Annotated in this window: 13 protein-coding genes; 8 read left to right on the top strand and 5 right to left on the bottom strand. The window is 68.4% G+C overall.

Annotated features, from left to right (window positions below; translation table 11 throughout):
• Positions 1 to 55: 55 nt before the first annotated feature.
• The gene (locus tag QNM97_RS02815) at positions 56 to 730 is read left to right on the top strand and encodes an NUDIX hydrolase (RefSeq protein WP_283821496.1); all 675 of its coding nucleotides are present in this window, start codon (positions 56 to 58) and stop codon (positions 728 to 730) included.
• 148 nt (positions 731 to 878) lie between these two features.
• Positions 879 to 1,430, top strand: coding sequence for a YceI family protein (locus QNM97_RS02810; protein WP_283821495.1), 552 nt, complete (start codon positions 879 to 881; stop codon positions 1,428 to 1,430).
• 506 nt (positions 1,431 to 1,936) lie between these two features.
• On the opposite strand, the gene QNM97_RS02805 is transcribed toward QNM97_RS02810, so the two are convergent.
• On the bottom strand, positions 1,937 to 2,845 hold the full coding sequence (locus tag QNM97_RS02805) for an alpha/beta fold hydrolase (protein ID WP_283821494.1): 909 nt from the start codon (positions 2,843 to 2,845) through the stop codon (positions 1,937 to 1,939).
• A gap of 72 nt (positions 2,846 to 2,917) precedes the next feature.
• On the bottom strand, positions 2,918 to 4,486 hold the full coding sequence (locus QNM97_RS02800; protein WP_283821493.1) for an MFS transporter: 1,569 nt from the start codon (positions 4,484 to 4,486) through the stop codon (positions 2,918 to 2,920).
• Between the two features lie 63 nt (positions 4,487 to 4,549).
• Between QNM97_RS02800 and QNM97_RS02795 the strand changes: the two genes are divergently transcribed.
• Positions 4,550 to 5,497 (top strand): alpha/beta fold hydrolase, encoded by a 948-nt coding sequence (locus QNM97_RS02795; protein ID WP_283821492.1) that lies wholly within the window; start codon positions 4,550 to 4,552, stop codon positions 5,495 to 5,497.
• 9 nt (positions 5,498 to 5,506) lie between these two features.
• Here QNM97_RS02795 and QNM97_RS02790 read toward each other — a convergent pair whose 3' ends face one another.
• On the bottom strand, positions 5,507 to 6,718 hold the full coding sequence (locus tag QNM97_RS02790) for a CaiB/BaiF CoA transferase family protein (protein ID WP_283821491.1): 1,212 nt from the start codon (positions 6,716 to 6,718) through the stop codon (positions 5,507 to 5,509).
• Positions 6,719 to 6,840: 122 nt separating this feature from the next.
• On the opposite strand from QNM97_RS02790, the gene QNM97_RS02785 reads away from it, so the two are divergent.
• Genes QNM97_RS02785 through QNM97_RS02765 form a run of 5 tightly spaced genes read left to right on the top strand, consistent with a single transcriptional unit; the run spans position 6,841 to position 12,076 of the window.
• Positions 6,841 to 8,013, top strand: coding sequence for an MBL fold metallo-hydrolase (locus QNM97_RS02785; RefSeq protein WP_283821490.1), 1,173 nt, complete (start codon positions 6,841 to 6,843; stop codon positions 8,011 to 8,013).
• A complete protein-coding gene (locus QNM97_RS02780; protein ID WP_283821489.1) occupies positions 8,010 to 8,771 on the top strand; it encodes a crotonase/enoyl-CoA hydratase family protein in 762 nt (253 codons plus the stop codon). The genes QNM97_RS02785 and QNM97_RS02780 overlap by 4 nt, the downstream gene beginning before the upstream one ends.
• Positions 8,772 to 8,779: 8 nt before the next feature.
• Positions 8,780 to 10,213: a family 1 glycosylhydrolase gene (locus QNM97_RS02775; protein ID WP_283821488.1), complete on the top strand. Its 1,434-nt coding sequence runs from the start codon at positions 8,780 to 8,782 to the stop codon at positions 10,211 to 10,213.
• 22 nt (positions 10,214 to 10,235) lie between these two features.
• A complete protein-coding gene (locus QNM97_RS02770) occupies positions 10,236 to 11,180 on the top strand; it encodes a LysR family transcriptional regulator (RefSeq protein WP_283821487.1) in 945 nt (314 codons plus the stop codon).
• A 5-nt stretch (positions 11,181 to 11,185) separates the two neighbouring features.
• Positions 11,186 to 12,076: a LysR family transcriptional regulator gene (locus QNM97_RS02765; protein WP_283823081.1), complete on the top strand. Its 891-nt coding sequence runs from the start codon at positions 11,186 to 11,188 to the stop codon at positions 12,074 to 12,076.
• Positions 12,077 to 12,097: 21 nt separating this feature from the next.
• Here the strand turns inward: QNM97_RS02765 and QNM97_RS02760 are convergent, their stop codons facing one another.
• Positions 12,098 to 12,595, bottom strand: a complete 498-nt coding sequence (locus QNM97_RS02760; RefSeq protein ID WP_283821486.1) for a hypothetical protein — start codon at positions 12,593 to 12,595, stop codon at positions 12,098 to 12,100.
• Entirely contained in the window at positions 12,592 to 12,822 is a 231-nt protein-coding gene (locus QNM97_RS02755) for a helix-turn-helix transcriptional regulator (RefSeq protein WP_283821485.1), read from the bottom strand. The genes QNM97_RS02760 and QNM97_RS02755 overlap by 4 nt, the downstream gene beginning before the upstream one ends.
• Positions 12,823 to 12,828: the final 6 nt, after the last annotated feature.

Below are 12,828 nucleotides of genomic sequence, written 5' to 3'. Positions count from 1 at the left end.
CTCTCGCGCGGCGCCACTTGTCGGCACCGATCCGCGCACGTGGTCAACTGAGAAGGTGACGTGGGTCGAGCGTGAGGTCCTGAACAACCGGCTGTCGGCCTTCGACCGGCGAGCCGCCACCACGCCGGGCAAGGCCGCGGCCGTGGCGATCGTCGTCGTCGACCGCGACAGCAGCAACACCGACGACGCCGACACCAACGAGCGCGAGCAGGGCATCTGGCTCCTGCGCCGACCGATGAGTATGCGCCGCCACGCCGCCCAGTTCGCATTACCCGGCGGCCGGCTCGATCCCGGCGAGGATCAGACCACCGCAGCGCTGCGTGAGCTGCACGAGGAGATGGGGGTGGCCCTGTCCCCCGACGACGTCGTCGGCATACTCGACGACTATCCGACCAGGTCCGGGTATGTGATCACTCCCGTCGTGTGCTGGGCGCCGCACGCCCCCGAACCATCACCCAACCCCGACGAGGTCTCGGTGTGGTACTTCATCCCGCTCGACGACCTCCTCGTCACACCCCGGTTCATCACCATTCCGGAGTCGACGCGACCGGTCATCCAGATGCCGATTCCTGGACTGCACCGCGATCCCGACGACCACTCACCGAGTGGACGGACGGCGCTGGTGCACGCGCCGACCGCCGCGGTGCTCTATCAGTTCGCCGAGGTCGCGCTGCGTGGCCGTGACACCCGTGTCGACGAGTACGAGCAGCCGGTTTTCGCCTGGTCATAGAAGCGCACGAAAAAATTTCGGCATTCGGGAATGAAATCGGACCGTGGTCCGGTTATGCTCGGTAATGGGCCGGAACGACCCAGCGACCTCACCGGTCATCGATACGACAGTCATCGACCCCCGGACACCCCGGAACAAGGAGCATCCCATGAGCACCCCCACCGTCACCGCGCCGATCGCCGCAGGCACCTGGACCATCGATCCCGTCCACTCGACCGTCGGCTTCTCCGTCAAGCACCTCATGGTGAGCAAGGTTCGCGGCAAGTTCGACACCTTCAGCGGCACCATCACCGTCGCCGAGGACGGAACGCCGTCGGTGCAGGCCGAGATCGACGTCACCTCGATCACCACCGGCAACGAGCAGCGCGACGGCCACATCAAGTCCGCCGACTTCTTCGACGCCGAGACCTACCCGAAGGCAACCTTCACCTCGACCGCGGTGCGCCCCGACGGTGACGACTACGTGCTCACCGGCGATTTCACCCTGCACGGCGTGACCAAGCCGGTCGATCTCAAACTCGAGTTCAACGGCGTCAACCCGGGTATGGGTAACGGCCCGGTGGCCGGCTTCGAGGCCACCACCGTGCTGAACCGCAAGGACTTCGGCATCGATATCGAGATGCCGCTCGAGGGTGGCGGCGTCGTCATCGGCGACAAGGTCACCATCACCCTGGAGATCGAGGCCGGCCAGGGCGCCTGAACCCCCTTCTCACAGGGATCACGCTGACCCGATCGATCGACGGGTCAGCGTAGACCGGGACCGATACCGCAAACCCCGTGTGCGGTATCGGTCCCGTTGTCGTACTGCCGGATACGTGATGCGCCGGGTGACTCGATCTCGCCACACGTGATGGGCGGGCGTCAGCGCTCGCGGTAGCGCCCCGACGAACCCAGTTCTCGGGCATAGAAATTCAGGCCGGGCCGGTTGCACAGCATGCCGAGGGCAACCAGCGCGAGCAGGACTACGACGAGTGCGATCATGATCGGCCTCCACAGGGAAATGTACGGACCGCCTGCAGTTCTCGACGGATTTCGGTGTACACATGTTCTCTCAGATTGGCGCAGAACGGAAGACCCGCGACGGCGAGATCACCTATCCGATTGGGGCGTGGCCCTGTTCACACCGTCACCGCGTGAACCGCCACAGCACATCTGTGCAATGACAGCCTCTCAACCCCACCGCGCTGCGTGCGAGAAGGCGCAACGTCAGGGCACGACGATGCGCGGGGAGTCCGGGTCCCCCGCACGAACCACCGCGTCGACAGCGTCGAGGAACTCCGGCACGAACTTGTCCGCGCCGAGCACACAGCACGCGTGCCCGCCGTCGACGTCGAAACGTCGGGCTCCCGGGATACCGTCGACGAGCAGCTGCTGGCGTTCGGGTTCGACGACCTTGTCCCGGACCGAGACCACCACCGACGTCGGCACGTCGATCTCGGCAAGCCACTCACGAGAGTCGAAGCGCCCCAACCCTTCCCCGAAGTCGCCGGTGTGCGACAACGGAGTCGAGAGGAACTGACGCATACCCCACAGGGCGGTGTGCGAGGTGGGCTTGTCCAACGTCGCGTCCGACGGCCGGGGGATGATGCGATAGACGGGTTTGAGCAGTCGGCCGGTCTTGTTGGCCTGCTCCCGCAGGTGCGGATCACGGGTGCTGAAGTACGGCCCGGTCGAGCACAGGACCAACCCCGCGACCCGATCGTGATGGCGACGCCACACGAGTTGCGAGATGCCACCGCCCATCGAGAAGCCCGCGGTCACGAACCGACCGATCCCGAGAACGTCGGCGAGCGCGGCGACGTCGTCGGCGCAGTCGAGCAGGTCGAAGGCGCCCGATCGGATGCCGCGGCCATGCCAGCGGTGATCGAGGGTGATGACCCGATAGCGTTGATTGAGTTCGGGGATCACCGGATACCAGCACAGCAGTCCGGTGGTCATCACCGAATGCTGCAGGATGATCGCCGGCGCGTCGGCCGGGCCGGAGTCGGTGACGAAAGTGCTACCGCGCCCGGGCAATTCCACCATGGTCCCGCTTGGCAGGTCACGCACCGGCAGATAGGACGGGCCGGGAAGCGACAGACCTCGGGAGATCCGATCCAGAACTGCAGCACTCACTGCTACGACGTTACGCGAGATTCCTCCGATTCGGCTGTGCTCGCCGGCCGCGACCCAGTACCCGCCACACACTCAGCGCAGGATGAACAGGTGCTCCTGATGGGAGCGTCCGTCGACGGTCAGGGCCAGCGCGTCCGACACCCGCTGGTGGTCGTATTCGGTCCAGCGCTCGGTGCGCTGGCGCTGATACTCCGACCACGAGCCGACGATGAACTGCTCGACGTAGTCGTCGGAGTCCTCGCCGTTGCGATACAGATGCCAATTTCGTGCACCCGTGCGGCGCCGGGACAGCGCCACACCGGTCATCGCGTCGGCGAACTCTTCGTGGTGCTCCGGATCGACCCGGTAGGTGGCGACCACCCGCACCGGACCGTCGTCGGGGGCCGGCTCGAAAACCAGCATGGGCTCCGGCCAGGCGGTCGACAGCGTCCGATCGAGGGTGCCCGTCTCGGCGTGAATCGGTAGCACCGCCACGGCCAGCGCCGCCAGGATCAGCGCGAGCGCCGCGATGAGCAACGCCCATCGCACCGTCAACAGCCCGCCCAGCGCACCCCACACCAGCGATCCGATTCCCTGTGACCCCATGAACACCAGGAGATAGGCGGCCATCCCCCGGGCACGCACCCACGCAGGCAGGGTCAACTGGATCTCGGCGTTGAGCGTCGACAGCGTGGCGATCCACGCGACCCCGGTCGGGACGAACACGATCAACGCCACCACCGTGGACCCGAGCGCGGCCGCAGCGGTACCGGCCGCGAAGACGACTGCCGACGAAGCAAGGATCACGTTGGGCGACAGGTGATCACGCATCCAGGGCAGTCCCAGGACGCCGAGGATCGCACCACAGCCGAGGACACCGAGGACCACACCGTAGCCGGTGGAGCCGAGATGGAAGGAGTCGCTGACGACCAGCGGGAGCAACGCCCACAGCGCCGAGGCGGGCAACGCGAACAACGCCGAGCGCACCAGAATCCGACGCACGATGGGTGCCGCGGCGACGTAGCGCAGCCCGACGGCCATCGACGTACCGAGATGCTCGGGCTCCATCGTCGAGGTATCGGCAGGCCGCCGCCATCTCAGGAGCGCGATGACGACGGCCAGGTAGGAGACCGCGTTGATCGCGAACACCACACCGGCGCCGCCGACGGTGAACAGCGCGCCGGCCAGGGCGGGTCCGACGGCCCGCGCGACATTGATCGACATGCTGCCCAGGGACGCGGCGTCGGCGATCTGCTCACGCGGCACGATCTCCGGATTAACCGCCTGGAACGCCGGCGCCGACAACGCCGAACCCGCACCCAGCAAGAACGTCAGGACCAGCAGCATGCCCGGGTCGAGCAGGTCGAAGACCGCCAGGACGGCCATGACCCCGGCGATGACGGTCGCGTACGCACTCATCACCACCAGCAGCCACTTGCGGTTCAGCATGTCGGCGAGCACCCCGGCGAGCAGTGACAACAGCAGTGTCGGCAGGAGGCTCGCGGTCTGGACGAGCGAGATCACCGTCGGCCCCGCGTGCTGGTCGACGAGGAACCACTGGGCGCCGACGGTCTGCATCCACAGGCCGATGTTGGACACCATCTGGGCGATGAACAGGTTGCGGAACACCCGATTGCGCAATGGCGCCATTCCCGCGGCCATAGCCACCCCCTCTGTCGCCGACCCGACGCCCACCGTACCGACTCACAGTGCGATCCTGGTCACATGATGGGGATCGACCGACCGAAGATCGAGGGCTCGGTGGCGGTGGAGGGGGGACGACGCCGGATCGGGTTCGCCGAGTTCGGGTCGGCGACCGGCCGCGCCGTCATCTGGTTGCACGGCACGCCCGGCGCACGCCGCCAGATCCCGACCGAGGCCCGCGCCTACGCCGCCGAGCACGACATCCGGCTCATCGGGCTCGATCGCCCCGGCGTCGGCAGTTCCACCGCCCACCGGTACCGGTGTGTGGCGGAGTTCCCCGGCGATCTCGAGCCGGTTCTGGAGGCTCTCGGCATCGACCGGTTCGCGGTGATCGGCATGTCCGGCGGCGGACCGTACGCATTGGCGACCGCACACGCGCTACCGGAGCGCGTCATGGTCGCCGGGATCGTCGGCGGAGTCGCACCCACCGTGGGCCCCGACGCCATCGGCGGCGGGGCGATGGCCCTCGGTTCGCTGCTGGCCCCGGCTGTCCGGGTCGCCGGTGCACCCCTGGGCAAGGTCCTCAGTTCGGTACTCGGGGTGGCCGCGCCCATCGCGAATCCGGCGATCCGCCTCTACGGCCGGTTCTCACCGCGCGCCGACCGAGAGTTGCTCGCGCGCCCCGAATTCCGGGCGATGTTCCTGGACGACCTGCTGCACGGCGGCAGCCGACGCATGGAGGCGCCGTTCACCGACGTCGTGGCCTTCGCCCAGGATTGGGGATTCCGCGTCGGTGACGTGACCACGCCGGTGCGCTGGTGGCACGGCGACCACGACCACATCATCCCGTATTCGCATGGCATACACATGGTTTCGCTGTTGCCCGATGCCAAGCTCTTCGAGCTGCCCGGTGAGAGTCACCTCAGCGCACTGGGGATGTCGAGGCAGATCCTCGCCGAGTTGCTCTCGGTGTGGGACGACGCCGAACGCACCCCGACGATGCCGGCCGGACCACTCATCGAACCCTGATCCGCCGGCTCATCCGGTGGTCGACTCGCCCAACTCCGCGAGGATCGCCTCGGTGTGCTCGCCGAGCGCGGGTACCGGGCCCATCCGCATCTCGACGTCGTCGAAGGTGAAGGGCGGCAACAGCGCCCGGATCGGGCCGATCTCGGTGTCGACCATGCGCCACCGAGCACGTGCCGAGAGTTGTGGATGCTCCAGCAGGCCCGCGACGTCGCGGATCTGCGCGGCCGGAATCCCGGCGGCCGCAAGACGTTCGTCGAGTTCTGCGGTGTCGAACGTCGCGGTCCGCGCGGCGACGAGGTCGTCGACTTCGGCACGGCGAGCGACCCTTTCGATGTTGGTGGCGTAGCGCGGGTCGTCGCCGAGTTCCGGTCGGCCGAGCACCTGCGCGAGTGCGCGCCACCCGCGGTCGTTCTGGACGCCGATGAGGATCTCGCCGTCACGCGTCGGATAGGCGTCGTAGGGGACGATGGCCGCGTGCCCGACGCCGCATCGTGGGATCTGGCGCCCGGCGTGCATCCCGATGTACATCGGATGGCCCATCCATTCGACGGTCGCGTCGAACATCGACACCTCGATCGTGGCACCGGCACCGGTGATACCGCGACGCACCAGCGCCGACAGGGTCGAGGTGAGTGCGTACATGCCCGCGGCGATGTCGGAGGTGGGGACACCGGTCTTGGCGGGGTGCTCGGCGGTGCCGGTGACCGAGATCAGCCCGGCCTCGGCCTGCACGAGCATGTCGTAGGCCTTGCGGTCACGCATCGGCCCGACGGTGCCGTAGCCGCTCATGTTCACCACGATCAGTGCACGGTGCTCGGCACGCAGGCGCTGCGCGTCGAATCCCAGCCGGGCGGCCGCACCGGGGGCGAGGTTCTGCAGGAACACGTCGGCGCGGTCGATGAGCGCGCGCACCTGCGCTGCGCCCCGCTCCTGCTTGAGGTCGACCGCGAAGGACTCCTTACCCCGGTTGAGCCACACGAAATGCGAGGCGAGTCCCTCGACCTCGGCGTCGTAGTGTCGGGCGAAGTCGCCCTCGCCGACCCGCTCGATCTTGATCACCCGTGCCCCGAGGTCGGCGAGATGTCGCGTGGCCAGCGGCGCGGCGACGGCCTGCTCGAGCGCCACCACGGTCAGACCGGCCAGGGGAAGCGAGTCGTCCGGGGTATCGGGCTCGGGGTCGGCGGCGTCGTCGGGGGTCTGCGCAAAGGCCACGTCGGCCACCCTTGCCCGCCGTGGTCACCGTGTCAATGCCGCGAGCGAATCTGGGACACATAGGGTTTACCTCACGATGCGTGAGCCCAGAGGTGTTTGCCCGGCCGTGTCCCGCGTGATCGTATGGACTGATGAGCACTCGATCGGCGGGCCCACCGACCACGGATGCGGCCGCCCCGGGTGCGAGCACCACCGACGAAGTCGTCAGGAGCACCGACGAAGTCGCCACGAGCACCGGGGTGGTGGTCACCGGACACCGGCAACGGCAGGCGTGGGCCGAGAAGGTGTTGCCGCCGGTCGAAGAGGTGCGGCCCGGCGTGTTCTCGATCCCGGTACCGATGCCCGACAATCCGTTGCGCTACATCCTGGCGTACGCGCTGGTCACCTCGGCCGGTGGTCTCGCCCTGATCGACACCGGCTGGAACACCGACGAATCGTGGGACACGCTGGTCGCGGGCATTCATGCCACCGGTCATGACCTGTCCGACATCACCGACGTGTTCATCACCCACTTGCACCCCGACCATTTCGGTCTCGTCCCCCGGCTGCTCGAGCACGCCGACCCGCGACTGGGCATGCACCGCAACGACGCCCGGTTCCTGCATCACCGCGACGAGGCGCAGCTCGCCCGCGAACTCGCCGTCGCCCAGCTCGATCTGCGCGAACTCGGTGCCCCCACCGACGTGATCGACGCCGGAATCCGTGAGATCGTGCGGCTACCCCGGGGCCGCACGATGGACGTCGAACTCGTCGGCGACGCACCCCTGGACATCCCGGGATGGAATCTGCGCGCGATCTGGACGCCGGGACACACGGCGGGGCACCTGTGCTTCGCCGACGACGACGCCGGGATCATCTTCACCGGTGATCATCTGCTGCCGCGGATCAGTCCGAACGTGTCCACCAATTCGTTCCAGAACCCCAGCCCGCTCGCCGATTACCTGACCTCGCTGGCCAATACCGAGCACCTCGGCGACCTCGAGGCGCTGCCGTCGCACGAGTACCGGTTCCGCGGACTGGCCGGCCGCGTCACTCACCTGCTCTCCCACCATGAGGAACGACTCGCCGAGATCACCGAGGCCATCGCCGAGGTGCCCGGGTCGACCGCGTGGGAGATCACCCGATCGGTCACCTGGTCCCGGCCGTTCGAGCAGCTGTCCCTGCCGCTGAGCCGAATGGCCCTGCGCGAGACCAACGCCCACCTTCTGGTTTTGGAAGAACGCGGGATCATCGCCCGGTCGGGCACCGAACCCGTGCACTGGTATGTCACCACCCCCACCGATCGAGAGGACACCGGCCGATGAGCCCGGTCAGCACCGAATTCGCCGACGGCGTCGCCGTCATCACCATCGACCGCCCGGAGGCCCGTAACGCGGTCAACGCCCAGGTCGCAACCCTCATCGCCGCGGCGATCGACGAGTTCGAGGCCCGTGACGACATCACCGTCGGAATCCTCACCGGTGCCGGCGGAACATTCTGCGCAGGAATGGATCTCAAGGCGTTCACCCGCGGCGAGGTGCCGAGTGTGCCGGGTCGCGGATTCGGCGGGATCACCGAGAATCCGCCGAGTAAGCCGTTGATCGCCGCGGTCGAGGGCTGGGCGCTGGCCGGCGGCTGCGAACTGGCCCTGTCGGCAGATCTGATCGTCGCCGCCGAGGACGCGAAATTCGGTCTGCCCGAGGTGAAGCGGGGTCTCGCCGCAGCAGCCGGCGGTCTGCTGCGCCTGCCCAAGATCCTCCCCTATCAGCTCGCGATGGAGATCGCCCTGACCGGCGACCCCATCACCGCGAAGCGTGCCCACGAGTTCGGTCTCGTCAATGTCCTCACCCCGACCGGCGGCGCCCTCGAGGGCGCCCGCGAATTCGGCGCCCAGATCGCCGCGAACGGTCCGCTCGCGGTCCGTGCCACCAAACAGGTTGTGGGCATGGCGATCCGCTACACCGACCCCGATCTCATCACCGCCCAGCGCGAGGTGCTCGACCCGATCTTCGCCTCCGATGACGCCCAGGAAGGTGCTCGCGCATTCGCCGAGAAGCGGGCGCCCCTCTGGACCGGCCGCTGACCCTCGGGATGAGCCGATCTCACCGCTCCGGGGCCCACGCCGCGCAACCGTCGGGGATCTCCCGGCGCGGTCTGCTCGGCGCCACCACCGCGGTCGCAGCGGGAGTCGGGCTGGGCGCGTCGGGCCTGGGTGCGTCGGGCCCGGGTGCTGCGCCGGCCTCCGCCGCGCCGGGCACCGCACCCTTCGTGCGCGCCCCAAGTGTGCCCGGCTGGACCGACGGCTTCCATTTCGGTGCGGCCACCTCGGGTTTCCAGGCCGAGGGCTTCAACCCGGACTCCAACTGGCGGCGCTACACCGACCGTGCGGCGCGGACCGGACGGGTCGACCCGGTGCGCAACTCCGTCGACTTCCGGCACCGCTACCGGGCCGATCTGCACCTCGCCGCGGGCATGGGACTCAACACCTTTCGTTTCGGTATCGAGTGGGCGCGAGTCGAGCCGCAACGCGGCCGGTTCAGTGCGGCGGCGTTGGCCTACTACGACGACCTCGTCGCCGACATCCGGTCGTTGGGCATGAGCCCGATGATCACACTGGTGCATTACGTGTATCCGGGGTGGGTGGCCGATCAGGGCGGCTTCCTCGGCGCCCGCACACTCGGCGACTTCGAACGGTATGCGCGCATGATCACCGCGCGCTACGCCGAGCAGTGTTCGATGTGGATCAGCATCAACGAACCCCTGGTCTTCTACGGTCACGAGAAGGAGATCGGCGCACTCACCGACGCCGACATGCCGCGGTTCCTCGACCGCATCGCACACGCCCACCGGATCGCCCACACCGCCGCCCATGACGCGAATCCGCAAGCGCGCGTTGCGGTCAACGAGGCCTTCCTGCCCGCGGTCACCCCGGTCACCGATGCGTTGTTCATGAATCGGGTCGTCGACACCCTCGACTTCATCGGCATCGATTACTACTACGGCGCGGCGCTGAACAATCTCACCACGATCGCCGCGGCGGGCGGCGATTTCGCGGCGGTCCGCCCGCAACCCGACGACATCTACCAGGCGTGCCATCACTACGCACAGGCCTTCCCCGGAAAACCGCTCTACATCATCGAAAACGGCATGCCGCTGTCCGACGGAGCACCCCGCGCCGACGGCTACACCCGGGCGAACTTCCTGCGCGACAGTCTCTTCTGGCTTCAACGCGCGCGCGGCGACGGACTACCGATCGTCGGCTACAACCACTGGTCGATCACCGACAACTACGAATGGGGCAGCTACACAACACGATTCGGTCTGTACCGGGTCGACGTATTGCGCGATCCGGGCCTCACGCGCCATCCGACGAGCGGGGTGGACGCCTACCGTGAGCTGACGGCGGGTGCGGGGCCGGCGGCGAACTACCGGCCGGTGATGGACCCGGCGGTCGGCTCCTTCGCCCGCATCCCCCAATCGTGGATCATGCCCTCTCGCGTCGACGGGCCGCGGGCACAGCTCTGAGCGCTGTGACTAGGCTGTGGCGGTGGACCTGCATCTCGCCACCTACTTCGTCGCGGTCATCGACCACGGCGGCATCACCAAGGCGGCGCATGCCCTCTACATCTCCCAGCCCTCACTCTCCCAGGCCATCCGCACGCTCGAACGCCGTCTCGGTGTCACCCTGTTCGACCGCAGTGGTCGACGACTCGAACTCACCGACGCAGGCCGGCGCGTCGAGGTCGCCGCGCGCCGTATCCTCGCCGACGTCGAGCGCGCGAAACTGAAGGTGGCCGCCGTCCGTGAACTGCGCTCCGGACGCGTCGACATCGTCACCGACGCCGCCTTCGCGATCGACCCGCTGGTCACGATGGTGCGGGCCTTCCGGGAGCGACACCACGCCGTGGTCGTCCGCGTCCACGCCGCCGACGGCCCGTCCGGGGTACTCGCCGCGTTGCGGCGCGGTGACGCCGAGATCGGGGTGATCGATTCCGACGCCGACCACGCCTCCCTCGTGTCGATCCCGCTCGGCGCGCAGGAACTCGTCCTCGCCGCGCCACCGGGACTCGTCGGTGACGATGTGGTCACCGAGTCGGGCACGGTGCCCCGCGCGGCCGTGCGCGATCTGCCGCTGCTGGTCAACCTGTCCGATCAGGCGACCGCGGCCCTGCTCGCCGACGTCATCGCCGACGACGCCCGCAACGTGGTGGTCGACTGCGCCCATTCCTCGGCCATCTGGGATCTCGTCGACCGCGGCGTCGGCGGGACGGTGGTCCCGCGTCCGGTCGCCGCCGAACAGTTCAGCGGCGCCGAGGTCTTCGGCGTGGTGCCCCCATTGCTGCGCGACTACGGACTGGTGATGCGGTCGGGGCAGCCCTCGCCGGCGGCGATCGCCTTCGTCGCGGTGGCGCGCCGCATCAGCGGGACACCCGCGCCACCGGCCGACCTCGTGCCCGACGAGGTCACCATTTCCCACGACGGAGCGTGGTGAGTTCGATGGAACTGCGCCAGCTCGAGTACTTCCTCGCCGTCGTCGAGCACGGCGGGATCGGCGGTGCCTCGGCGTCGTTGGGTGTCACCCAACCGACTGTGTCCCAGGCGCTTCGGGCGTTGGAACGAGAAGTCGGGGTGCAGTTGTTCCACCGGATCGGACGCGGCATGGTGCCGAGTTCTGCGGGACGGGCGCTCGTCGGATCGACCCGGCAGATCATGCGTGATGTGGCTACCGTCGACGACGCCCTCTCCGCGGCCGGTGACGAACCGACCGGCCGCGTCGAGGTGCTCGCCTCCCCCTTCATCGACGGTGGCGCGGTGATCGACCTGGTCGCCGGCTTCCGGGCCCGCCATCCGGGGGTCACCGTGCGCCTCGGCGACCTGCGGGTCGAGACACAGGCGTCGGCGATGATCGAGGAGGGGCGCTGCGAGTTCGTCATCACCCATTTGCCCACGGTCGGTGACGATCTCGACATGATCGTGCTCGGTGAACAGGAATTCTGGCTGGTGTGCCCACCCGGGACCGAGGTTCCCGACGGGCCGATCCCCATCGCCGATCTCCCCCGCATTCCCATGGTCTTCGTTCCGCGGGGCGGGTCGGTCGCCGAGGAGATCGAGAGCGCGATCCGCGAATCCGGTGTGCGACTGCCGATCGCGGTGCTCTCCGACCATCGGGAGCAGCGACTGCCCATGGTGCTCGCCGGGATCGGGGCCACCCTGCTCGAACGTCGCATCGCCGAATCGGTGGCCGATCGCGCGGTGGTGCGGCCGGTGTCACCGCGGTTCGCACGGACTTTCGCGATGATCTTCGATCCGGGCGGCCTCTCGGTCGCCGGTCAGGCCTTCGCCGACGTCGCGCGGTCGATGGCCGCGCAGCGAGCGGTCGAGGAGTGAGGTGCGCGGGGTAAGCACTGCTCAGTCGTCGAGATGGCCTGCGGCTTGCTCTTTCTCGGACTTGATCGCATGTCGCCGGGCCAGCAGGAACGCCGCGGCGCCGCCGACGATACCGCCGACGACGGCCCCCACGATTGTCGTGGCCTCACCGTCGGGTCCGAGCCCGAGGATCACCGCGAGTGCCATCGACAGTGAGCAGGCACCGGTGTACAGGCTGGTGACGATGATGCGGCGGCGGGATCCGCGGGCGTAGACCAACGTCTGGGGATCCACGCGGCGAGCCTTGCAGAATCGTTGCCATTCCATCGCGGGCGCGATCAACGCGACCCACCACAGGACGGTCACCCAGGCGGGTACGAACCACGCCGCGACGGCGCCGAGCGCCCACAGCAGCAGCGTCGAGAGGGTGTAGATGTAGGCGTAGCCCTCCAGCAGTACCGCGCGCTCACGTTCATCGCCCCACGACGCATCGTCGGGGCCGAGCAACAGATCGGGGAATGTGGTTCGTCCGGAACTCATCTCAGCTCTCCTCGGGTCTCCTCGGGCAACGGGAACAGTTCTTCGACGCCGGCGCCGAGCGCCCGCGCGACCCGGATGGCCAGGTAGACCGACGGTGCGTAGTCGCCGCGTTCGAGCGACACGATCGTCTGCCTGCTCACCCCGACCGCCTTCGCCAGATCGGACTGCCGTAGGGCCGCTCGGGTCCGCGCGGCCCGGATCGGCGATGGGACGTCCGGGTCGGGCATGCCACG

Origin of the sequence: Gordonia sp. L191 (assembly GCF_030077625.1) — a bacterium.
Classification (GTDB): Bacteria; Actinomycetota; Actinomycetes; order Mycobacteriales; family Mycobacteriaceae; genus Gordonia; species Gordonia polyisoprenivorans_A.
This window is presented reverse-complemented; position numbering and strand designations above follow the sequence as displayed.